Here is a 23773-nt window from a genome sequence, read left to right on the forward strand (position 1 = left end):
TTTAAAACGGAGTAATGCTTTGAAAAAGCTGATTATCCTGCTGCTTTGTGCCATAAGCTGGCCTTCTTTTGCAGAACGCTTGTTTGATGTTGAAGTCATCGTATTTAAGCGTAACCAAAACCCAGATGCGGTTCAGGAAAACTGGCCCGATGCACAGCCGGACATTAACCTGAATAATGCGATATCAGTGTTCGACTCCCAAGCCCTTGCAGCACGTGGCCTGAAGGTACTGCCAAAGAGTCAATGGCAATTAAATGCAGAATATGACCGCCTGGCAAACCATGCCGGCTTCAAGCCTCTGGTTCATGTTGCCTGGCGCCAGAACGACGGCGGGCGTGGTATGATGCCAAAATTGCGCTTTACCGCTGGCCGGAACTTTGGTGACAGCTTCTATACAGATGGCACATCCAAGGATGCGCTCATCACGACCAGTGAGTATGCACCTGACAGTGACCAGCCAACCGAAAAAATCAGCGGCCCAATGTACGAGCTGGATGGTTTTATCCGTGTTTATGTGCAGCACTATCTGTTCATTGAAACCGATCTGGCACTGCGTGAGCCTAGCGAGCGAAAAGTACTGGAAGAAGTGCAGGTGGTACCAACATCCTTGGAAAACCCGACAATAACGGATGTCGAAAGTATCGTGGCAGATAACGCGATATCAGATACCGAAGGCAGTGCGTTGACCGGTCTGCAGAAACTGGAGCGTACTTACTCTGTTGAGAAATACCTGAAATCTTACCATTTCGAACAAAAACGTCGCATGCGCAGCGGCGAGGTCCATTATCTCGACCATCCACTGATGGGCCTGATCATTAAGGTTACCCGCGTCGACTAATGTCTTCCAATATGTCGCCGTTTTCATCCAGCGCCCTCATTTGAGGGCGTTATTTTCATATTTTATACCCAAACCACCTGATGTTACGTGTACTTTAGGTATACTCAAACCGATAACCCTAGGCCGGGACGATGATGCAAGCAAACCTTGAATTCCAAACCGACCGACTGACTCTCCGGGCGTTAAAGCAGGTTGATGTCATCCCGCTCAAAACGGCCATTTCAGAGTCAGCAGATACCATCAGCCCCTGGCTGGATTGGTGTCACGAAGGATTCGACACTCTGGATGCTGAAGCCTGGATCAACCGGAGTCGTCAGGGATGGTTGACCGGATTAAGCTATGAGCTTGCTGCCTTTGAGAGTGAGACTGGCGCGTTGATCGGCTGTGTCTATGTGTCCAGCATTGACAGCGTCGCCAACATGGCAAACCTGGGTTATTGGATTGCCACTAAGTATCAAGGATGTGGATACGCACTCGAGGCAACAGAAGTCGCCACGAACCTCGCCTTCAGTCACCTGTTGCTAACCCGCCTGGAACTGGTGATGGACCCTGCTAATCAAGCCAGTATCCGCATTGCCGAAAAGCTCTGCGCTACCTTCGAGTGCCGTGCACGAAACCGCTATATGTACGATGGCAAAGCCCGCGAAGGTTTGGTTTATAGTCTTATCCCTGAAGACGTAATAATGTAAAAAAAAAAAGCTGCCAATAGCAGCTTTCTAATACCCTTTTACAGATGTGATCAATGCAACTTAAGCGAAGGGCGAAGCACACGGTTGATGCGGCTCACCACCATCATCAATCCCGTTTTAATCACGCCATGCAAAGCAATCTGGTGCATACGATACAGCGAAATGTAGACTATGCGTGCCAGACGGCCTTCAACCATCATTGAACCGCGGGTCAGGTTGCCCATCAGGTTACCCACTGTAGAGAAGCGGCTCAGTGAAACCAATGACCCATGGTCTTTATAAACATAAGATTTGAGTGCACGGCCTGTCATTTTTGCCACAATATTTGAAAAACAACAGCTCGCCATCTGGTGCGCAGATTGAGCGCGTGGTGGCACCATGGAGCCATCCGGTTGTTCACAAGCGGCACAGTCGCCAATAACAAAGATGTCATCATCACGGGTGGTCTGTAGCGTTGGTTTAACGACAAGCTGGTTAATGCGGTTGGTTTCCAATCCTGCAATATCCTTCAGGAAGTCCGGTGCCTTGATTCCAGCAGCCCAAACCATGATTTGTGCCGGGATTTTGTCGCCATCTTTGGTGGTCAGGCCATCTTTTTCTGCCTTCACCACCATGGTTGCCGTACGTACATTCACACCCAGCTTAATCAGTTCCTGTTGCGCGGCCCCTGAAATACGTGGCGGCAATGCAGGCAGGATACGCTCACCCGCTTCTACCAGCGTCACGTTCAGCTTGGAACTGTCCAGATCCTGGAAACCATAGTTGTGCAACTCTTTAACCGCATTGTGAAGCTCGGCAGAAAGCTCAACACCCGTAGCTCCCCCACCAACAATCGCGATATCGACAGTGCCGTTACCCGATTTTGCATGCAACTTAAGAAACTCGTTGTTCATTTCATTGCGAAAACGGCGAGCTTGCTCTGGTGTATCAAGGAAGATGCAGTTATCACGAACACCGGCAGTATTGAAGTCATTTGAGGTTGAGCCAATAGCCATCACCAAAATGTCATAGTTCAGCTTCCGTTCAGGCATCAGCAGTTCGCCGTCGTCCCCATCGTGCAATGCCGCTAATGTAATCGTTTTATTATCACGATCGATACCAGACAAGCTACCCAACTGAAAATCGAAATAGTGGTTTTTAGCGTGGGCACGATAACTGATTGCATCCACGCCTTCATCAAGAGAACCGGTTGCCACTTCATGCAAAAGTGGTTTCCAGAGATGGCTGGATTTACGATCGACAAGAGTGACCTTGGCGCGCCCTTTACGTCCAAGTGTGCGTCCCAGTTTGGTTGCCAATTCAAGGCCACCCGCACCACCACCGACTACAATAATCTTGGTCACAATTACTTCCTTACCATAATTTAAATTCGAAAAAAATTGTCACACCCCGCGTATCTCATGTCGCAGGATGAAGATTAGGTCAGACAAATCCGGTCGCTTTTCTGGTATGAGCTCTGCTCTGGAAGGGAGAGGTAAAGCGCCGTTGTTTCAGCGTTAAACGCATGCATCTTTCATTTGTATTTTATTTGTTGCATGCCGACATCATTAAATTTATGACGTGATACCACTTTTCGTTGAACCATTATACAGCTCACTTGATCTCAATCAATTTTTAAATCTACAAGCCACGCCAAGGACAGCGAAATCAGCCAGATGTAAAAATACGTCCTTCATTCCACAACGTTTGAAAACGAAAGAGCATCGGCTTTTAACAACCGATGCTCATGATATTTAACACTACGAGTTACGCGTTTTTAAACGCTTTCATTGCCTGAAGATGATGGGAAATACTCTTAAACTTGTGGGTCTGGGTGTCATCCCAGACGATGTTATAATACGGACTCAACACGGCCGCTGAACGTGCATTGTCCAATATTTCATCCGCCTTCGAGAGCACAACCATGCAACGTCCTGCATTCTTGCCACGGAAGTTGTCAACACACTTGGTGGCGATATCCTCATACTCTTCCGGTCTGTCGATGCGGCCTTCCATATTTTCCTGTGGAAACAGGTTGGGATTAAAGATCACCTGTTTGATACCACTCAGAAAGCCAATACGCTCCGACCAAAAGCCCCCCAAACCGACACCACAGATCAATGGAGCCTTGTCATCAGACAGTGACATTTGCTTATTCACCTCTTTCAAAAGGTGCTGCATGTCATGTTTTGGATGCAGAGTACTGTAATTGATAAATCTAACATCCGGGTCAATGAACTGAAGTTGCATGACCTTTTCATGGTTTCCTGGGCTGGTTGAGTCAAAGCCATGAAGATAAATAATCACAGAAAATCCCTCTTATTCATCACTGGTTTTTCCAGCTTGTTATCTTACCCAAGCAAATCGCGTTGAAACGCTAAGGGCATGCCATTTGCACATTGCTGAAGACAGCCCTTTCACGTGGCTTGGGCACGAAAATACTATCACCCAATCACACATTTTAGTCAGGGTTTAAGCTGAAACACGGGTGTGGCTCAAGGTTTTCAAGCCCCGCAGGTGCATAAAGCAGCAATCAGTTTAATACATCAGTGATATCCGCGCTGTATGAGGCCAATTTGTCACGGAATGCAGCCCGCTGTTTATCCGACAGGTGGCGATCCAGGCGCTGTAGCAATTCATAACGGCGGGCATAGTAAATCGCCATATCATTTTGGTGTTGCTCACTGTCGAACGCGAGAAGGTGAGTAAAATACGTATTGATTCGCTGTGCCAGATCCGGTGCATTCCTGTTCATCAAAATCCCTTCTAATTCAGCCACCAACGTATTCCTGATGGAATAAAACACCGGACGCATTTCGATTTGATATCTTGCCATTTCAAGAAATTGCCGTTGCTGTTTGTCGTTGACTGACTTGACCCAGAACTCCGCGCGCTCTATCAGCTTTTCCTGCCGACGTTGATACTGTGCTTCCAGATCCCCCTCATTGGCTTTTTCTACTGCTTCTTCAATATTTTCATTTACTGTATCTAGCCAGACTTTCGCCTGTTCATCACTGAGTGATGAAATCAGGTTTGTCAATGCCGGTGTCAGGCCAGCCAATGAATCATAAATCACTGCATTTACCTGCTGGTGGTATTCACGAATTTGAGGGTAAGACAGGGGGGTCGCCATGTCCGTTTCCAGCTTGTTCAATAGTCGCTGAATCTTGGGAAGCTCAGATTGGCGATGCCATTGATGGAAAGCGGCCAAATCTGCATCCAGTCGCTTTTGCTGGCTGGCATTCAAGTCAACATAATCAGAGAGGTAATAGTCAATCCAGAACGGCAGTGTGTTGTAAGCAAACTGGTTAGTGCAGGCGGAAAGAATGATAACCGCAGTAACAGAAAGAAGGAGGGGTTTTATCCGTGATCTCACCAGTTTCATTGCGGTTTCGCTCCTAAGGTTTGCTTACTGCTGCCTACTTACCGTGGCAAAGACGCCTCCGCCTTTGCGAGGAAATCATCTCTGCGTTTCTGATACAGCGGTTCGCCATACAGTTGGAATCCAAGGGCATACCACAACGCACCTAAATAGTCCGCGACAGGTTGCCACCGCACACAGGCACGATGCCATATTCCGACCGATTTGATACGTCTTATATGACAATAGCGATCCACTAAGGTTTCAAGATCCAGCCCATTTGCAAGTGAGGTCATCACCAAATCTAATGCTGGATCACCCAAGGCAGCATATTCCCAGTCAAGAATTTTTATCTCCCCGCTTTTTTCCTGCACCAAATTGTAATAACCCAGATCGTAGTGACAGGTGGTTAATTCAAGGCCGCTCGAAAAACGGTTCTCCTGAAAATGCCGGTGTAAAGCAATAAGACGTGGGCTTTTGAATTCTTCATCCAGGCTGTCGAAGTACACAACCCCTTTATCAAAAGGGTCAATGTGGTTAGTAAGCGGCGGCAGCCCATGAACACGGGCCTGAAGTTCAGCCATGGTCTCGATTGACACATGTTCCAAGGTAGAACCGTCAATCCAGGGGTTTAATAAGCCATTATTGAAATATTTAACCGGCGGCGCAGCTAACCCCTGTTCTGAGGCCGTTTTCAATGCATTAAATTCATGGCTTCGTGAAAGGCCAAATGCTCTGGCAGACGCCGATTCTGGCCGCCAGACGAAACGGCGTCCATCCTCAGCAGTCAGTTTCAGGCAGCGATTGCTGAGGCCACCGGAGAGATACGTGGCATCGACAATAATAAAATCAGGCCGCAGCGTTTCAATCACTGCGGCCTTGTCGTTATCTTCTTGCGTAAGCAACATTTACCATCCGATCAAGGATTTGGACAGCTTCTTACGAATTTCTGTTTCGTCTGCCCACTCTATCAGGCCGGTTTCAAGATCCATCAGGCGCATGGTCATTTTGTAGTAAACGTCTTGGTCGCTGCCATCGCGCTTGTTGATGCTAGACAGGTTGCCATAAAGCATATATTGCGCACCCACCATTTTACCGAACTGGATTGCGGTTCCCGGATTAACCAATGCATCGTTGTTTTGGAAGTCCAATTGTTCACGGACAGCTTCAACGCGGGTCATGTCAACAAAACGGAACCGACCAGAGTTGATCAGGCGGGTGCTGATGGTGTCGGTGATAGATTCAGTATCAATGTGTTCGGCCGTTTTATTTTTGATGGATTCAACAAAGACGATCGGACGGCTGTCACGGGTAATGGCTGTAACAGAACCGGAAGACAGCATGCTGTCTGTCATGTCTGCCGCGATTTTTTGCAAGTCCGTCGAACCAAAATCGATAGTTGTGGTTTCCACTTCCTGAGCATCACCATAGCTTACCTGCCTGGCACATCCTCCCAAGATGAGTGCAGCACCCATCAGTACAATTAGGCTTTTTTTCATTGGTATACCTGTTTAGTTGTTATCACTGATATTTCTGAGCGAAACACGAAAATTCTTGGCGTCGGGATTCAGGGCAGCGCCCTGAAGTATCACCGACTGACCGCCATAAACGACAAACTGCCGCCATGGTGATCTGCCACTGTCAACCTCCAGCCCCTGAGCATCATACCAATTGAAACGGTACTGCAGGTTTTGCGATTTATCGCTCTTATTCGTAACCATGACCTGGGCCAGCAGCCTTCCATTCACCATACTGCTTTTCGCATTACCAAATTCGAGATTTTGCGCCAGTACCGAATTGCCGAGCACCACATTCTGGTTGCTGCTATCGATACTGAGACCAGTGGTGGTGTTAGCACAACCTGTCAACAGCATGGTGGCTGAAAACAACATTGCTGCATATTTCATCATATGCCTCCTAATATCCCCTGCCAATGAACCACCCTGCCTCCCTGTCTGGATAGCCAGACCAATGTGGTTTTTCCTGGTTCTACGTTTACGTTAATGGTTTGTCCATCAGCATTTACCTGACGCTGACCTTGTGGGTAAAACCCGCTATAAACACCGACACTTTCGGGTAATGTCTGCCAACTGCGGGTATCCGGTTGTTCGCTCAGCACATTAAATACGTTGACCACGAAGTTGCCAAGGCCACTTTCATCGTTCTCTGCCAGAGACTTTCGCAGCTCATTTTTTGCCACAACCCTAAGGATTTGCCTTACCGCCATAGCAGGCATTGCCTCATTAAGTGCCTGTTGTGCCATGCCATTGACGTTTGCCAGTTGCTGTGGCTGTACAACCTGACTGTCAACAGTCAAAGCCCTTTGCGGCGTCGTTTGGTATGAGCGGTAATACGGCAAGCTGACAGTATGTGCTGCCAGATCACCATGGCTGTCCGGTAGCCATAAAGGCAAGCGCCAGAAATCCCGGGCATTGACCACGCCCTGCTCGCTCAGTATGACTAACTGTCCTTTTGACCGGTCAGGACGTTGATACTTCCCGTACTGTTTCTCCAATAACCTGAGTTCATCCCGGCGACCCTGCCTGAACGCAATACGCATGGCCGCTTCCGCAATGTATTTATTATCAGGTTCAACGGCCAGCGCACGGCTGTAGTCAATAAAAGCGCTGTTCAGGTTTCCTTCTGCTTCATAAAGCAGGGCAGAAAGATAGAACAGGTACCCGTTTTGCACAAAACCCAGCGTTTGACCGGCATCCGGATAGCGGGACAGCACTGCGCCAAGGTTTTCATTTATGCCATTTTGCTGCGCTGTTCTGTTGGCACTCTCCAGTTCATCTTGCCGGATTTTTCGTGCCCGCTCCTGAACCAGGTTTGCCCGGCGCACCTCAACCAAAGCGCCTTGCACGTCATTATTTTGCAGATAGCCCAGTGCCAGGTAAAGGTGCAGGAAACCCAACTCGTAATCCGGCGGTGTATAGCGGATCATGTTGTCGTTAGTGATCAAGGCACCGAGTTGATCTACGCCTTGGGACAACTGGATGATGGCCGCTTCTTGCTGTTTTGTGGCAGCAATATCTGCCCGCTCAAACGAGGTTTTGCTCAGCGCAGTGTCACCGGCAAGAAGCGCAAGCCGCCCTTTTTCCATGCCATCAAGGATCTCGCCATCAGGCTGTTCAGGTAACGACGCCAGTGCCTGCTGATACTCGCCGTGCGCCAACAATGTGTGCGGTTGCTGAAGTGCAGCCGAATAGTGGCTGAACAGGCCCTGCGCAGACAGGTTGGCACATCCAACCAGGCTGACCCCCAGGCAACACGCCACCAGTTTTTTTAAAACAGACGAATAGGCCCTGCGCCGGTCAGCGAGGGCCGGAAAATCATATCGAACCATTAACCGATCAGCATAGGTCCCAGAGGGCGGCCACCAACCAGGTGCATGTGGATGTGATACACTTCCTGACCACCATGATTATTGCAATTCATGATCAAGCGATAGCCATCTTCGGCAATTCCTTCCTGCTCAGCCAGTTTACGCGCAACAGTAAACATGCGGCCCAATGCCAGCTCATCTTCTGTTTCCACGTCATTCACGGTCGGGATCAGCTTGTTGGGAATGATAAGGATATGGCTTGGAGCACGGGGGTTAATGTCACGGAATGCAGTCACAAGATCGTCTTGGTAAACCACATCAGCAGGGATTTCCTTGCGAATGATTTTACTGAAAATGGTCTCTTCAGCCACGGGCAACTCCAAATGAAAGATATACGAAGCTGTAAGTATGCTAGACAGAAAGGATATGAGCAATAATGAACGGTGTTTTTTATCGTGGTTAGTGGCTGTTATCTGAAATATTCATTTTTGGTAACAGTTTTGCCCCAAATTCAGAACAGCTTTTGACACCATCTATCAGCACCCAGTTGTTTATTAACCACTCTCTCAGGAAATTTGCGTCTCACTTCAAAGGTTAGAAAGTATTGGCCTTTTTACCTGTAAAGTTTTTGAAATACTGGCGGATGACAAGATCAGTAACGCGTTTAACCACACGAGTCTGCTGCGAAATACATCCGCCAGTGATAGACATGTTAGAAAAATACCCTTTGGCGGCATCATTCAGCGGGTTTCTTGCTTTTTTATGTTGACCCTGCATTTAGGGAGACACCGGATACCTGCCGGTGGGAGGAATATCAATGGCTAAAAAACGACAAAGCTCCGTCATTCGTCGCATGTATGCCGGGTTTACGGTGCTTGCCGTGAGTCTGGTTGCAACCAATACACTTAACCTTAATAGCTCTCAGAACATCCACGAACAACTTGAGGTAGTCACGTCAAAAGCCCTTCCCCTCGTCTCTTTATCGAATGAAGCCAGCGTGAGCCTGCTGACTGCCGACAAGATCTTCAAAGACTACCTGACCAGCAGCAACGTGGCGCAGAGTGAGCTGGTACTTGAAAACTTCGACGTGGCACGGCAAAAATTCGATACCGCCGTGAACAACCTGAATCAGGCGGCCTCAGGTCAGGTTGCCCTGGCGGCAAAACTGGAAGCGTTGCGTGGCATCGAAAAGCGATATTTTTCCGAAGCTTCTGAAGCCATTGGCAATTACCAGCGTCAGCAAACTGCAAAAGAAAATGGGATAAAAGCCGCCCGCCAGTTCCAGCGTATGAACACCGCACTGGCTTTGGGTATGCAAGATTTTGTCGCCAACAAGGGCTCAACCACCCTCAAGATCATTTCCAAAACCTACTTTAAGAAGCTCCAGGAAACCGAAACCCACACCTCTGATGCTCTTGCCAGTGACAAACTGGAAGACGTAGAAAAAGCGATGAACGGCAACCGCCGTAGTGTCAAACAGCTGAACTATTCGTTCCGCTCCCTGACGGCACAATTGCCAGAGCTGAAAGAGAAGTTCCAGAAAGACATTGATGCCTTCACCCGTGATGTCAGCCGTGAAGGTGGTGTGCTTGACCAGCATTATGCGTATCTTGTCGCCACCAACGAGCTCTACACCAATATCGGCAACCTGGCTGCGGAAGTCGATAACGCCATGGCAATTCTGGATCAGTTCCGTAGCGAAGCAGAGAGTGTAATGGCAACCTCTATTCAGGATGCCAACAACACCTTCCAGAATGGAGTTCGACAGACCATTGTTATCGGCGCGCTGATCCTGGCGATAACCGCGTTTATTGGCTGGCATATTGCACGCAGTGTCCGCAAGCCCCTGAGCAGCACGCTACAAGTTCTGGAAGCGATCACTGACGGTGATATGACCAAACGTATCGATGTAAAAGAACACAACGAATTTGGCCAGCTGGCCGATCACATCAACACCCTGGCATCCAACCTTCAAGGCATTTTGCGACAACTTCGGGATGCCGCGCAGGAACAGGCAGAAGTCGCCGCGGCAAACCAGTCCACCACCCAGAATGCAAAAGCACAGCTTAACGAACAGCGCCAGCAGACCACAGCCGTCGCAGCTGCCATGACTGAGATGGAGCATTCCGTTCAGGATGTCGCCAACAGTGCCCGCCAGACCATGGAAAAAGTGATGGAAGTGGGCGAAGCGGCATCAAAAGGCCGTGAAATTATGACTCGCAATATCAGCACCACCCACCAGCTTTCAAGCCGTCTGGATGATTCGGTCGCCGTGGTGTCTTCACTGCAGGAGATGACCGCCAATATCGAAAGCATTCTTGACGTGATCAGCAACATTGCAGACCAGACCAACCTGCTTGCCCTCAACGCCGCTATTGAGGCAGCACGCGCCGGTGAGCAAGGACGAGGCTTTGCGGTTGTGGCCGATGAAGTACGTGTGCTGGCAAAACGCACGTCAGACTCAACATCTGAAATCGAAGAGATGATCAGCAAGCTGCAATCACAATCCCGCGAAGCGGTTCAGGTGATGCAGGAATGCGTTGAAGAAATGGGGAACAGTGTCACTCAGGCATCTGACGCCAACTCTGCCATGGAAGAAATTGAAGCCATCATTCTGATGATCAGCGATATGAGCAGCCAGATTGCCGATGCCGCCTCTGAGCAGAGCACAACGTCTGCGGATATTGCTCGCAACGTCGAGCATATCAGCGTGATCGCAGACAGCAGTTATTCCGCTATGCAAGATGTCGCGGGTGCCAGTGAGCGACTGGACCAGCAAGCCGTTAACCAGAACGAACTGGTACATAAGTTCACGGTGTGATCCTTCCCCAGACCAGAAAGCGGAGGTGTCATCCGCTTTCTGGTTTCTTCCCTCTTACATGCCCATCAACCTCCGGGTAATGTCTGCCGCACTGGCTTCCTCACAAAAGGCGTTATTGGTGCCAGACCATAAGGGCGTGAAATCATCCCTACCCTCTTTTTCTGCGGCGGCGCGTAATGGGGCCATTTCAATCGATGCATAGGGAAATACAGGCGCACATGTGTTGATGCAACCGAGCGATGCCATCGCGCCGTTAACAATGCCCCGTGCCGGACGTCCTGAAAAGACATTGGTCAATGCCGTATGCTGCGCCGCACTGGATGTTAACGCCTGACGATGAAGCGCTGAGGTGTCGGCTTCATGGCAGAGAAGATACGCCGTACCTATCTGTACAGCGGCAGCACCCAGAGAGCGCGCATGCTCAACATGCTCCCGTGTAGCGATACCACCAGCGGCGATGACAGGTAAACCAACCGCGGCTATCACATCCTGAAGCAAATCAAACGTCGGCCGTTGGGAGTCCAGTGATTCGGTGAGAAACATTCCCCGGTGACCACCCGCTTCCACACCCTGTACAATCACAGCATCACACCCATGCTGTTCCAGCCACACAGCTTCTTCCACCGTGGTAGCAGTAGAGAACACTTTCGCCCCCCAGCCTTTCACCCGTTCAAGTAAAGACGGCTCCGGCAGCCCAAAATGAAAACTGATAACAGGCGGGGCATAAGGTGCAATCACATCGGCAATCTCGTAACTGAATGGCAATCGGCTGGCGCGGTTATCCAGCGTACTTTCATCAATACCATAGCGCGTGAAGAAAGGTTTGAGCTCGGCCCGCCAGCGGCGATGACGAATCTCATCAAAAGGATGTGAAAGATGGCAGAAGAAATTGAGATTATAAGGATTACTACTGGCCTCCCGAAACTGTTCGATTTCATCGACAATTTGCTCTGCAGATAACATCCCGCAGGGAATCGAACCCAGCCCTCCGGCATCACTAACAGCAATGGCTAACCGGCTGTTTTGTACACCCGCCATCGGTGCCTGAACCAAGGGGATATCTATCCCCAGCCACTCAGCGAAATCCAGTTTTTCCATATCTCAGTCCTTTTCTCCAGATGGCTGTTAAACATTCAGTGACACCAAACCATAAATCAAAACAATCCATTGCCTGATAAATAAGGCATCATTTTGACGATGCCTTCAAACAATAAATACATCAATATGCATATTGATTTCAAAGCACGCTCAAAAAAGTGTTCTGTAAACAGGGGAAACAAACAACCTTCTATGGGTACGCAGCCAACATACAAAACGTCACCACGCCCCGAAAATGAGAGAAAGAAGATGAAATAAAAGCCCTTTTCCACTATCATCCTGCCGCCTGAGCGCAAGCGTTTGCTTTTTTATTTCATATACCTTGCCAACAGGCGCCAATCCGATTTTTAGCTATGGAGGGACGCCTTAATGAACACACTTACAATTACTCGCCCTGACGACTGGCATGTCCACCTTCGTGATGGCGATGTACTGGTTGATACCGTCCGCGATATCAGCCGTTATAACGGCCGCGCGCTGATCATGCCAAACACTGTTCCTCCTGTGATCAATACTGACATGGCACTGGCTTACCGCGAACGCATTATGGCGCAAAAGCCCTCCGCACAATTTGAACCGCTGATGTCACTGTACCTGACCGACAACACCTCCCCTGACGAAATCCGCAAAGCGAAAGCCTCCGGTGCGGTAGTCGCAGCGAAACTTTATCCTGCGGGTGCTACAACCAACTCAGATTCCGGTGTCACCAACGCGAAGAACATTTACCCTGTTCTGGAAGCCATGCAGGACGTGGGCATGCTGCTACTGGTACACGGCGAAGTGACCCATCATGACGTGGATATCTTCGACCGTGAAAAAGCCTTCCTCGATACGGTTCTGGCACCCATCGTGAATGACTTCCCAGGTTTAAAAGTCGTGCTTGAGCACATCACCACAGCCGATGCCGCAAACTTTGTGAAAAATGCCAATGAAAACGTAGCGGCTACCATCACTGCGCACCACCTGATGTATAACCGCAACCATATGCTGGTCGGTGGTATTAAGCCCCATTTCTACTGTCTGCCCATCCTGAAGCGCAACACGCACCAGGAAGCACTGGTTGAAGCGGCAACCAGTGGCAGCAAGAAGTTCTTCCTCGGTACAGACTCAGCACCACACGCGAAAGGCGCGAAAGAATCAGCCTGTGGGTGCGCGGGGTCTTACACAGCGCACGCCGCACTGGAGCTTTATGCTGAAGTGTTTGAGCAGGAAGGAAAGCTGGAGAATCTGGAAGCCTTTGCCAGCTTTAATGGACCGGATTTCTATGGCTTGCCGCGTAACACCGACACCGTCACCCTGACGAAAGAAGCGTGGCCGGTCCCTGCCACCATGCCATTTGGACAGGATATTGTCGTACCAATCCGTGCCGGTGAAAATATCCGTTGGAAAGTGAAGTCATTCACCTAAAACAGAAAACGCGAAAAACAGTATACACCTTGAAGCAAATAACGACGTGCTGTACTCTCCCAGTGCTGTAAACGTATACATTGATTAACTATCTCTGCATACAAGCGAAATAATGTGTCTTTTCGCTGACAGGCTGTTTATCAATTTGTCATCGTTACACAGTAAGTGTTCAATACTTCTCGTTTAAGTTTTTAGCCAGTAAGGGCGTGCTATGGCGACGATCAAAGATGTTGCAAAGGAAGCAGGCGTTTCCGTCGCGACGGTTTCCCGAGTGCTCAATAAATCTCCTAAAGCGAGCCAAGCCTCTATCGACTCGGTCACTAAAGCCATGAGTAAATTAGGCTACCGACCCAATGCAGCCGCACGAGCACTGGTTAGCCAAAGCACCAATACCATGGGTGTGTTGGTCGGTGATGTCTCCGACCCCTTTTTTGGTACGATGATCAAGTCAGTAGATCGCATTGCACATAAACAGGGAAAGCACTTGTTAATCGGTAACGGATACCATGACGCCGACGATGAACGTCGTGCTCTTGAGTTGCTGATCCACAGCAGGTGTGATGCGATGGTCATTCACGCCAAAGCACTGTCAGATGAAGAATTGGTCGGCTACGCGAATGAAGTCAAGGGGATGGTACTGATCAACCGCCATATTCCTCAATTGGCGGGACGTTGTATTTCACTCGATAATGAAAAAGGCGCCTTCATCGCGACCGAGTATTTAATACGGCACGGACACAAAAACATTGCCCATATTGCATCGTCGCATGATATCGAAGATACCCATCAACGCTTGCAAGGCTATCAAGCTGCACTGGATGCACACGGTATTGAACTGCCCAAAAGTTATATCGAATATGGTGAACCAAACAGTGATGGCGGCGAAATCGCAATGACTCGGCTTCTCACCAAATCGTTAGCCATTACAGGCGTGTTTGCCTATAACGACTATATGGCCGCCGGAGCGCTGGCTGTGTTGGAGGAAAATGGCATTAACGTACCTAAGGATATGGTCTTGGTGGGCTTTGATGACGGTTTAATTGCACGCTTCGTCCATCCTGGGTTAACCACTATTCGTTATCCCATCGAAATGATGGCAGAACGTGCGGCAAAATTAGCGTTAGCACTGGCGGGCGGAGAAAAAATCGAGGCAGAAACGGCAATCTTCAGCCCAACATTAGTGCGTAGAAATTCAGTTTAGCCCACTGTACTTAACTCGAAATACTGGCCAAAACATGCAACGGTGCGCGTTTATGGCTAAATAAACGGTGAACTTGCGCTAAATACAACTCCGCTGTGGCAATCGCGTCATTGAGTGCATTATGTGCTTGGTAATCCGGTAAACCGTGTGCCGCTCTTACCGAGCTCAAACGCCAATCGCGGCTCACCTGTCTTAACTGCTCACGATATTGTTCGATTTTTAATGTATCGAGCCAAACCAATGGTAAATTGATTTGTCCATAGTGCAGAGTGAGATAACGCGCTAAAAAGCGTTTTTCTATTACGCTACCATGAGCCACGATAACTTTCCCTTTCATTACATCAAACAGTTGCGAAAACGCATGGTGCTCACTCACGCCACAATCACGCAGTGTTTCTGGCCTTAGGTGATGAATTCTTGCCGAATCATATCCGTTCAAAACAGGCTGATTCACCAATATATGGCGAGCACTGCTCAAGCGGATTTGGCTCTGGCGGATCTCAACCCAGCCCATACTCAGGACCTTATCTTGCTCTGCGTCAAGACCACTGGTCTCGAAGTCCAATACCAGCGTGTCAAGTGCCTTAAGATCTGAAGATGCACTTGGTAGTGGCATATCAATCAACGCACTCAACGAAGATGGCCACTGTTCCCTTGTAAGGTAATGATGCTGTGCGCAAATTCGCTCATTGGTTAACCCTTCCGTTTTCCATGAATTTCTCTTAAACATGTTAAGACCCAAACTTCATTTTTAATGCGTCTTGATAACCACCAATAATACGAAACGCATCTTTCAAATGTTGACGTTCAAAACTGCCAAATCGCTCAGGATAAATCGCGTTGCTGACACCATTTCCTTCTCTAATACAGTGGAGATGATGTGTATACCGCAGTTGCGTAACATAGCGGTAAGCGCCGATCAAATCTTGATAAGAGCTTTCGTTGATGAGTCCTTGGTCATAGGCAAATTGAATTCGCTCCTCCGTCGAATTCATTTCTCCCCCCTTACTGAGCGCATAAATTCTTGCCATATCTACCAGCAAACCAATCGCTGCTTTTTTGATATTGAGCATTTTTCCATCACTCCGATCCCTCTCTAACACTAAGTTATTGAATATGCCAAGCGGTGGTCGCTCTCTGAGTAGGTTTCTAACCAGAGCAAACATCAGACGCGGGTTGTGTGTCACGCACTGGTGACGATGTTGTTCTAATTGCTCAAACAGGCTTTCATCTCCCGCGATCAAACGTATTTCTAAAAACACATTCAGGTTGAGCAACATGTCATATTCGGGGTTGTTCGCCCATTTTCGGTAATATTGCCGCCAAATATAAAGTGGTTGATTCCATTTTGACGTCGCAGCCATAAAACGCCCACTGCACAGTGAGTATCCACAGGCTGCCAACCCTTTACAGACAAACATGGCGAAATGTTGAAAGTAGATCCTATCCTCTTCTGTCGCGCAATCTTCGAGCACCAAAGCGTTATCCTGATCTGAGCCTAAATGCACTTCCGACCTTGCATGCGATCCTGCAACGATCCAGGCGTAGCGACAAGGTGGCTTGCCAATGGCCTGTTCAGCCATTTTCAGCAATTGAGAGGTAAACACATCGTAAATCATCGTCAGCACTTGACCAACAGTCTGCGCGGGCATACACGCTTCGACCATCGCCTCAAATACCGATTGGCGCAACGGTGTTAACGCCACTAACGCATCTAAGGTATTGCAATTGCGAATTTTTTCAATTAAGTAGATGGCTTGTACGCCATGTTTTTGTACCAGTTCCTTATCGTCATTCCATTGATGATCATCCCAACACTCGGTTCAGATACCGCTCAAGATCTGATGAACACTGTCATCAATATGACTGCAGCAGCATCGATGCTACCACCACTGTTCATTATGTTGGCTTACCTGAACTTACGCTTAAAACTGGATCACCTAGAGCGCGATTTTAAAATGGGTTCACGTAAGATGGGCATCGCCACCGTCTCCGTGTTGATCGCTATCTTTACGGTTGGTTTCCTGGCGTCCACCTTCCCGACAGGTGCTGACATCATGACCATCATTTTCTACAACGTTGGCGGTATTGTGATTTTCCTTGGCTTCGCTTGGTGGAAATACAGCCAATACGAAAAGTCATTGAACAAAGAAGAGCGCATGAAAGAAGCCAAACCGGCTTCCCATACAGTATAAAATTACGCTCTCAATAACCAAGGCCTGTTGGCTTTAGGCACCCTGGGCACCACATGGTGCCCTTTTGATATCTGAGCCGGGATTTTGCGAACTGCATTATAAGGCCTCAGACCTGATACTAGCGAACGAGCCTGAGTATCTGTTTAAACGTAGGATGACGACAGTCTTGCACCAGTTCATAAAGGCACATTTCCAACCCCGTGATCGTAACACCATTGTCTTTCGAGCGATTTATACCAAGCTGCACATTGGACAATGTACGTGAAGAAACACACTCGCTGACAAGCTCAACATTAAAACCGGCATCCACCAAGCCTCTTGCTGTTTGATACACACAAATATGCGCCTCAATACCACAGATTAACCAGGTATCTGCTTTCATCGCCTTAACGGCTTCAAGAAACCCCAGTGCTTCACAGGCATTAAACGTGAATTTGGATATAGGATCGACACCATCAAGGTGAGCCTTAAGCTCATCAACTGTGCAGCCTAATTTGTCGGGATTTTGTTCCAGCAGGATAATCGGCAGTCCGAGCGCCCTTGCTCCTTTCACTAGCGTCTCACAGTTGGCAATGACTCGTTCACTGTCATGGACTAAGCGGGCAAGCTTGCCCTGAACATCCACGACAACAAGCCCCGTATTCTTCCGTGATAACATGCCCCCTCCTTGGTTTATGTAGAATCGACAATCTGATCGAGATGAAAGTAGAAAATTTACCAGAGCATCTTCTCATAGGCGTACAGCAAAATGGTATCCATTGGCTGTCCCTCTTGAACCGTTTGTTGAACGAAGCCGCTACGCGGCAGAATGCCGCCTGACCGCCTACGTTTCTCCCAACCCTGCCCATCACCAGCAGACAGGAGAAACACCATGAACCCGCAACAACAACAGCACTTCGAGGCCCTTTACCAACAGCACCTCAACAACTTAACCCTTCAAGGCAAACGTCCCGCCACCATTGACGCCTATGCCCGCGCTGTCCGGCGTATTGCCGCCTTCTTCGATTCTCCCCCCGACAACCTCTCTCAGCAACAGCTCAAAACCTACTTCGTGCGCCTTATCGCATCCCATTCCTGGAGCACCGTGAAGCTCGACCGTAATGGCCTGCAGTTCTTCTACCGCTATACCCTCAATAAGCAGTGGGAATGGCTCGATATCGTCAAGCCCCCTCAGGTCAAACGCCTGCCAGATATCTTAACCCCCAACGAAGTCGGGCTGCTCATCACCTTTACCCGACAACCCCGCTATCAACGCTTCTTCTACACCCTTTATTGTCTCGGATTGCGTCTGGGCGAAGGACTGCAACTCACTGTCGGGGATATCGACAGTGCCCACCATCAAGTGCATATCCGCAATGCCAAGGGCGGTAAAGACCGCTTGGTGCCGCTGCCCGACAACACCCTCACGGTGTTGCGTCAATACTGGTGCACCCATCGCCACCCAACCTTGCTTTTTCCCGGTATTGGCAATGAAGGGCCGATGGACCGCGGCGGCGTGCAAAAAGCCATGAAGCAGGTCTGTCGGGACGTCGGTATTCATAAGGCCATCAGTCCTCATTCCCTGCGCCATTGTTATGCCACCCACCTGCTCGAACAAGGCTTGGATTTACGCTCTCTGCAACGCCTGCTCGGTCATGCCAGCCTCACCACCACGGCGCGCTACACCCAACTCACTGACGTGAAGCACGCCCAACTTCATCAGGCAGTCAATCAACTCGCGTCTGGCCTCACCATCATGTGGGAGGCGCCATGAGTGCCTTTATCCAACTGCTGCAACAGCATGCAGGAACCCTAGATACTCGACACCTTACTCCGGATATCGGGCGGGCTATCTTTGCCATGACCCGTTGTCGGACCGGAGCGTTGGGAACATCACAATGGGCATGTCAGGGCTGTCACCATGACGAGCGAACACCGCTCTCGTGCGGGCATCGCCACTGCCCCCAATGCCAACACCCTCACACGGTGCAATGGCTCCAACGACAGGCGGCTAAGCTGTTGCCGACCTCGTATTTTATGGTGACCTTCACGCTGCCTGCGCCAATGCGTCACCTGGCCCGTACACAGGCCAAACCCTTGTATGCCTTGATGTTCTCGGTCGCAGCGTCTGTACTCAAGGCGTTTGCCCAGCGCAAACATGGCGGCGACAGTGGCTTTACCCTGGTGCTCCACACCCACAACCGACGGCGGGATATGCACCCGCACCTGCATGCCATTGTGCCTGCGGGGTTTTACCACCCCACGCGCCGCCAGTGGCATAAGGGCAATAAGCAGTTCCTTTACCCTCACGCGGCACTGGCGTCGGTCTGGCGCGCCCGGCTGTTGGCCGCCATCAACGCCCATCCCACCTTGACCTTGCCACCCTCGTTGCCAACGCAATGGGTCGTGGACTGCCGCGCCGTGGGACAGGGATTACCCGCCCTCAAGTACCTCTCTCGGTATCTGTATCGGGGGGTGTTACCAGACAAAGATATTATCGACATCAGCGATGATCAGGTGACCTTCCGTTACACCGACAGCCAGACAAAACAGTCGATGACGCGCTCTTTGCCAACCCCGCGCTTTTTGATGTTGATACTGCAGCATGTGTTACCCAAAGGGCTGCAACGGGTGCGCGACTATGGTCTGTTGCATGGCAGTGCCAAACAAAAACGGCTCACGATCCAGCTGATGCTGCTTCATGTGGCACATTCGACCTTGCCGCAAGAGGCGCCCACCAAACACCACACTGTCCGGGGTTGCCCTACCTGCGGGGAGCGTCGCCTGGTCTGTGTGGGCGTAACACGACCGAGATAGCCGAAAGGCGAACAGAATAAGGAGAATGGCCGCCATTTAGACGAAGGAGAAAACGCAGAGAAAGAGACACACAGTCACGTAACCCCTTGAAGTTATGCGATACCTGATAACTTCCTGGCGGCGCTCGCCTGTCAATCAGTGACCGGCGGGCTTCCTCTCTATGCGCATCCGAGCAATTTACTTAATAAAGCAGCGACGGGCTTGTTCAACACCCAAATAAAGTGTCGGCTGCGCGACACTTATTCTTATTTGTTAGGGCGCTCAGAAACTACTGGCCTTTACCAAAAGCATATCCTAATGCCAAAGTGATTATTGGCGTGAATATTGACCAAATATCTTTAATATAAGTCATAAAGTCGCCATTATCACTGGGTGTAATAAAGCAATGCTTGAGAAATATAGCGGCTGATAAACCAGTAGAAATATAAAAACTCCACGTAATCGTCATCCATATAAATGAGTCTTTAGCATTTTGTCCAGTACCAATTTGGCTCGCTATTTTTCCGACTAAATGCTTTTCATTTATTCTTGCCTGAGAGTTCTTTTTATCAGTTGAGCTTTGAACAAACGTGAATTCTCCATTATCTCTATTGCTCATTAGCCCCTCCTAACAAAAACGTGTATTTGAACTCTCGGAAAGCTTTTTGCCCATTCGCACCTCGCAGATTCGAATTTACATAAAATTGCAAGTACAGCTCTCTACCTTTGATAGAAGCAATAGGAACGGGCTCATCTAAACCTTCGCCAAGGGGATTTTGAAAGTTAAAAAGCCTAAACACCAATATCCCCTCTTCAACTTGCCCTTCATATCTCGAAGAACCACTGTCTTGTTCAAATAAAAATCTAATTGTCAGATTATCAACACGAAACTCAATATCTGGAGTTGAAATATGTACAACACCAGAGTCTAACACTTCTAAACCATTGGTGAATTTTGAAACTTGGATGCCGTATTTGTTCATATGATTCGTACTGTTGATGAAGATTGTCGAACTATACCATAACTTGCGTAACAGGAGCCAAATGAGCTCCCTAACAATTTATTAGATCCCAAAATGGGGTGTTTAAACACCCCATTTTCAGACTGCTGACAAAGCCCTGGCCATTTGGCTGGGGCTTTGATCTAATAAGGGATAAGCAAATCAATCATGGATGTGGTGACATGCTTAAAGACCCTGGCCCTCAGCAATATGAATTCGAGATGGTGACACTCGAACAGTTGGTTCCCAAAAACCATCTTGTTCGCAAAATCGATGCTGCCGTCGACTTTGAGTTTATCCGCGACGAAGTCGCCCATCTCTACTGCCACAACAATGGCCGTCCTGCGATAGACCCCGTTCGCCTGTTCAAAATCCTGCTCCTAGGCTTCCTCTTCGGTGTTAAAAGTGAACGCCAGCTCGTCAAAGACATCGAGGTCAATGTCGCTTACCGCTGGTTCCTTCGCATGTCACTCACTGAAAAGGTGATTGATGCGTCCACCTTGAGCCAGAATCGCCGCCGTCGCTTCAATGATACCGACGTGTTCGAACGCATCTTCATCCGTATCGTCGAACAGGCGATGAGCAAAGGTATGGTCGAGGGACGCGTCTTGTTTACCGACAGCACTCACCTGAAAGCCAATGCCAACAAGCGTAAATACCGTAACGAACTGGTGAAACAAAACGTCAGTGCTTATGCCGAGCTGTTAGATGAAGCGGTTGACGCTGACCGTGCAGCAGAAGGAAAACGCCCACTCAAACCGAAAGATGGTCACATTGAGAAAAACACCAAAGTCAGCACCACCGACCCAGACAGCGGGTTCATGACACGGGACCAAAAACCACAGGGCTTCTTCTACCTTGACCATCGCACCGTCGACGGCAAACACGGCATCATCCTCGACACCCATGTCACGCCAGGCAATGTGAATGACGCCCAACCGTATATCGCCCGTCTGGATACCACGTTAGCGCGCTTTACGCTCTCGCCTGTTGCCGCCGGGCTTGATGCCGGTTACTTCACCGCGACTATCTGCCATGAACTGGAGCAGCGCCAAATCCTGCCGGTGATGGGATACCGCCGGCCGCACCGTACGAAGAATCCTATCAAGAAAAAGCACTTTCATTACGACAAAGAGACGGACCGCTATCTCTGTCCTCAGGGACAGGAGCTGGTTTACAAGACCACCAACCGTCAGGCATACCGCGAGTATCACTCTGACCCACAGATATGCAAAACCTGTCCGCTGCGCGATGATTGCACCAAGAGCAAGAATCACAAACGGGTGATAACCCGGCACCTGTTCGAGAAATCGGTAGAGAATGCCAATGCCTTGAGGCTGACAGCCTGGGGAAAGAAAGTGTACCGACGACGGGCAGAGACGGTGGAGCGAAGCTTCGCAGATGCCAAACAACATCATGGCCATCGCTATGCGAGGTTCCGTGGTCTGTTGAAAGTACAAATCCAATGCTGGTTGGCGGCAGCAGCGCAAAACATCAAGAAGATAGCCTTACTGGAGGCTTATCTTCGAAAAATCGGGCTCAATACACGGCAAATAGTCCAGATAGTGACGCAATTTAGCGTCTATGGGCTAAAAGCAGCCTGAACATAACAATATGGAAAAATAGCGCGATCGCGGCCTTCGGCCGCTAACAAAAGAAAACCCCGCTTGAAAAAGCGGGGTTAGTCAGCAATCTGAAAATGGGGTGTTTAAACACCCCATTTTGTCCAATTTTGTGATGCACACATTCTACACCACTAAGTAACTTATTGTTTTCACAGTTTAACAATGGTGCTCACAAAACTAAGATGTGAAAACACCCCATTTTGGGGTATTTCTTGCGCTAACCACCAACGAGGTGATAACTGTACATATACACAGTAAAATTTATCTCTGAGTGGCGTATGAAATCTCTCTTCTTGCAATCCATTAAAGAGCTTATGTATCGCAAGCGATATGCTAAAAAAACAATAGAGGCATACCTTCATTGGATTGCCGCGTTTATTCGCTTTCACAACATGAAACACCCAGCAGAAATGGGCGATACCGACGTCGAAGCATATCTGAGTCATCTCGCCAATGTTCGAGATGTTTCACCCAAAACGCAGGCTCTAGCGCTAAACGCCTTGGTTTTCCTCTATAGGGAAATAGTTCGTCAGCCGCTTTCTATCTCTCTCGATTTTGCAATGACGAAAAGAAAGCAAAAGCTTCCGGTTGTGTTAACACGGAACGAGATGCGAAAGGTATTGGAACTCGTCCCTCCACAACACTATTTACCCTGTGCATTGATGTACGGCAGCGGGCTGCGCCTGATGGAGGCGGTGCGGTTGCGGGTCAAAGATATCGATTTCGACTATCAGTGCCTGAAAATCTTCGATGGTAAAGGGGCAAAAAATAGGATTGTCACATTGGCGCCTGAATTGTTTGATTCGCTAAAAAGGCAAATCAATCACGTTGAAGCTATTCTTAACCGAGATATGTATCATCAACACTATGTCGGTGTTTGGATGCCCCATCGGTTACGTGATAAATACGCATCTCAGAGCAAGAGTTTACCGTGGCAGTATCTGTTTCCTTCCCACAAGGTAAGCCGAGATCCAGAGACAGGAGCTATCCGAAGACACCATATTAATGAAAAACAAATACAACGGTCGGTGAACACTGCAGCTAGGAATGCTGATATCAAGAAACACGTTACACCACATACACTTCGCCATTCATTTGCAACACATCTTCTTCAATCGGGTGCCGATATCCGAACCGTGCAAGCACAGTTAGGCCACTCAGATGTAAGAACAACTCAGATTTACACGCATATACTGCAAAATGGCGCAATGGGTGTAGCAAGCCCCCTCTCTAACATCTAACTTGAGCGAAAAGCACGCTACCGCCACTGGTAAATCAACCCAGTATCTCTACAGGGCTAGATTCTAATAAATCGGGCAATAAGTAGGGTTTGAAAGGGAGTTTTTTTGCGTGCCATATTAGAGCATTAGGGAAACAAAACCGCAGGCGAGCTGTAAGGCACCGAATAGAATGAGAAATAGGGATTAAATGGGATCGGTTGGGATTTGGTGGGAC

The 23773-nt window shown here is 49.0% G+C and carries 24 protein-coding genes and 1 pseudogene; 10 read left to right on the forward strand and 15 right to left on the reverse strand.

The features are described from left to right. Window positions 1-19: 19 nt before the first annotated feature. Window positions 20-838: a peptidoglycan binding protein CsiV gene (locus tag AC6IB1_RS10325; RefSeq protein WP_497568962.1), complete on the forward strand. Its 819-nt coding sequence runs from the start codon at window positions 20-22 to the stop codon at window positions 836-838. A gap of 131 nt (window positions 839-969) precedes the next feature. Then, entirely contained in the window at window positions 970-1527 is a 558-nt protein-coding gene (locus AC6IB1_RS10330) for a GNAT family N-acetyltransferase (RefSeq protein ID WP_497568963.1), read from the forward strand. A gap of 50 nt (window positions 1528-1577) precedes the next feature. On the opposite strand, the gene AC6IB1_RS10335 is transcribed toward AC6IB1_RS10330, so the two are convergent. The 9 genes from AC6IB1_RS10335 to AC6IB1_RS10375 form a co-directional block, all read right to left on the reverse strand. After that, the gene (locus tag AC6IB1_RS10335) at window positions 1578-2870 is read right to left on the reverse strand and encodes an NAD(P)/FAD-dependent oxidoreductase (protein WP_497568964.1); all 1293 of its coding nucleotides are present in this window, start codon (window positions 2868-2870) and stop codon (window positions 1578-1580) included. 403 nt (window positions 2871-3273) lie between these two features. Further along, entirely contained in the window at window positions 3274-3813 is a 540-nt protein-coding gene (gene ycfP, locus AC6IB1_RS10340) for an alpha/beta hydrolase YcfP (RefSeq protein ID WP_497568965.1), read from the reverse strand. Window positions 3814-4039: 226 nt separating this feature from the next. Then, window positions 4040-4891, reverse strand: a complete 852-nt coding sequence (locus AC6IB1_RS10345; protein WP_497568966.1) for a DUF6279 family lipoprotein — start codon at window positions 4889-4891, stop codon at window positions 4040-4042. 38 nt (window positions 4892-4929) lie between these two features. Then, a complete protein-coding gene (locus tag AC6IB1_RS10350) occupies window positions 4930-5775 on the reverse strand; it encodes a phosphotransferase (protein ID WP_497568967.1) in 846 nt (281 codons plus the stop codon). Further along, entirely contained in the window at window positions 5776-6366 is a 591-nt protein-coding gene (gene lpoB, locus AC6IB1_RS10355; protein ID WP_497568968.1) for a penicillin-binding protein activator LpoB, read from the reverse strand. Between the two features lie 12 nt (window positions 6367-6378). Continuing rightward, window positions 6379-6774 carry a YcfL family putative periplasmic lipoprotein gene (locus AC6IB1_RS10360; RefSeq protein WP_497569127.1) on the reverse strand — a complete coding sequence of 132 codons (396 nt, stop codon included), beginning with the start codon at window positions 6772-6774 and terminating at the stop codon, window positions 6379-6381. Then, on the reverse strand, window positions 6774-8216 hold the full coding sequence (locus AC6IB1_RS10365; protein ID WP_497568969.1) for a COG3014 family protein: 1443 nt from the start codon (window positions 8214-8216) through the stop codon (window positions 6774-6776). Before AC6IB1_RS10365 ends, AC6IB1_RS10360 begins: the two co-directional genes overlap by 1 nt. Then, window positions 8216-8566: a purine nucleoside phosphoramidase gene (hinT, locus tag AC6IB1_RS10370; RefSeq protein ID WP_005505110.1), complete on the reverse strand. Its 351-nt coding sequence runs from the start codon at window positions 8564-8566 to the stop codon at window positions 8216-8218. The genes AC6IB1_RS10365 and hinT overlap by 1 nt, the downstream gene beginning before the upstream one ends. A gap of 223 nt (window positions 8567-8789) precedes the next feature. Further along, window positions 8790-8972: a hypothetical protein gene (locus tag AC6IB1_RS10375; RefSeq protein ID WP_497568970.1), complete on the reverse strand. Its 183-nt coding sequence runs from the start codon at window positions 8970-8972 to the stop codon at window positions 8790-8792. A gap of 40 nt (window positions 8973-9012) precedes the next feature. On the opposite strand from AC6IB1_RS10375, the gene AC6IB1_RS10380 reads away from it, so the two are divergent. Beyond that, window positions 9013-11016, forward strand: coding sequence for a methyl-accepting chemotaxis protein (locus AC6IB1_RS10380; protein ID WP_497568971.1), 2004 nt, complete (start codon window positions 9013-9015; stop codon window positions 11014-11016). 54 nt (window positions 11017-11070) lie between these two features. Here the strand turns inward: AC6IB1_RS10380 and AC6IB1_RS10385 are convergent, their stop codons facing one another. Then, on the reverse strand, window positions 11071-12114 hold the full coding sequence (locus AC6IB1_RS10385) for an NAD(P)H-dependent flavin oxidoreductase (protein ID WP_497568972.1): 1044 nt from the start codon (window positions 12112-12114) through the stop codon (window positions 11071-11073). Window positions 12115-12483: 369 nt separating this feature from the next. On the opposite strand from AC6IB1_RS10385, the gene pyrC reads away from it, so the two are divergent. Beyond that, window positions 12484-13521, forward strand: coding sequence for a dihydroorotase (gene pyrC, locus AC6IB1_RS10390; protein WP_497568973.1), 1038 nt, complete (start codon window positions 12484-12486; stop codon window positions 13519-13521). Window positions 13522-13732: 211 nt separating this feature from the next. Further along, window positions 13733-14722, forward strand: a complete 990-nt coding sequence (locus tag AC6IB1_RS10395; RefSeq protein ID WP_497568974.1) for a substrate-binding domain-containing protein — start codon at window positions 13733-13735, stop codon at window positions 14720-14722. Window positions 14723-14732: 10 nt separating this feature from the next. Here the strand turns inward: AC6IB1_RS10395 and AC6IB1_RS10400 are convergent, their stop codons facing one another. Beyond that, window positions 14733-15356, reverse strand: coding sequence for an exonuclease domain-containing protein (locus AC6IB1_RS10400; RefSeq protein ID WP_497568975.1), 624 nt, complete (start codon window positions 15354-15356; stop codon window positions 14733-14735). 97 nt (window positions 15357-15453) lie between these two features. Continuing rightward, window positions 15454-16428 (reverse strand): DUF294 nucleotidyltransferase-like domain-containing protein, encoded by a 975-nt coding sequence (locus AC6IB1_RS10405; RefSeq protein WP_497568976.1) that lies wholly within the window; start codon window positions 16426-16428, stop codon window positions 15454-15456. Window positions 16429-16500: 72 nt separating this feature from the next. On the opposite strand from AC6IB1_RS10405, the pseudogene AC6IB1_RS10410 reads away from it, so the two are divergent. Next, window positions 16501-16917, forward strand: a pseudogene (locus tag AC6IB1_RS10410) (amino acid permease); the annotation flags it as partial. 118 nt (window positions 16918-17035) lie between these two features. On the opposite strand, the gene AC6IB1_RS10415 reads toward AC6IB1_RS10410, so the two are convergent. Further along, entirely contained in the window at window positions 17036-17575 is a 540-nt protein-coding gene (locus AC6IB1_RS10415; protein WP_497568977.1) for an isochorismatase family protein, read from the reverse strand. 213 nt (window positions 17576-17788) lie between these two features. Between AC6IB1_RS10415 and AC6IB1_RS10420 the strand changes: the two genes are divergently transcribed. Continuing rightward, window positions 17789-18670, forward strand: coding sequence for a tyrosine-type recombinase/integrase (locus AC6IB1_RS10420; RefSeq protein WP_497566128.1), 882 nt, complete (start codon window positions 17789-17791; stop codon window positions 18668-18670). Beyond that, entirely contained in the window at window positions 18667-19713 is a 1047-nt protein-coding gene (locus AC6IB1_RS10425) for an IS91 family transposase (RefSeq protein WP_497568978.1), read from the forward strand. Before AC6IB1_RS10420 ends, AC6IB1_RS10425 begins: the two co-directional genes overlap by 4 nt. A 268-nt stretch (window positions 19714-19981) precedes the next feature. Here AC6IB1_RS10425 and AC6IB1_RS10430 read toward each other — a convergent pair whose 3' ends face one another. Both AC6IB1_RS10430 and AC6IB1_RS10435 read right to left on the reverse strand, forming a co-directional pair. After that, a complete protein-coding gene (locus tag AC6IB1_RS10430) occupies window positions 19982-20311 on the reverse strand; it encodes a hypothetical protein (protein WP_267769597.1) in 330 nt (109 codons plus the stop codon). Further along, window positions 20301-20675, reverse strand: coding sequence for a DUF6864 domain-containing function (locus AC6IB1_RS10435; RefSeq protein ID WP_267769595.1), 375 nt, complete (start codon window positions 20673-20675; stop codon window positions 20301-20303). The genes AC6IB1_RS10430 and AC6IB1_RS10435 overlap by 11 nt, the downstream gene beginning before the upstream one ends. 200 nt (window positions 20676-20875) lie before the next feature. Here AC6IB1_RS10435 and AC6IB1_RS10440 point away from each other — a divergent pair, with 200 nt between their 5' ends. Both AC6IB1_RS10440 and AC6IB1_RS10445 read left to right on the forward strand, forming a co-directional pair. Next, complete coding sequence (locus tag AC6IB1_RS10440) at window positions 20876-22297, forward strand: IS1182 family transposase (RefSeq protein ID WP_497567121.1); 1422 nt, start codon at window positions 20876-20878, stop codon at window positions 22295-22297. 299 nt (window positions 22298-22596) lie between these two features. Then, window positions 22597-23559 (forward strand): integron integrase, encoded by a 963-nt coding sequence (locus AC6IB1_RS10445; RefSeq protein ID WP_497568979.1) that lies wholly within the window; start codon window positions 22597-22599, stop codon window positions 23557-23559. Window positions 23560-23773 lie beyond the last annotated feature (214 nt).

This window comes from Grimontia sp. THUN1695, assembly GCF_059704325.2.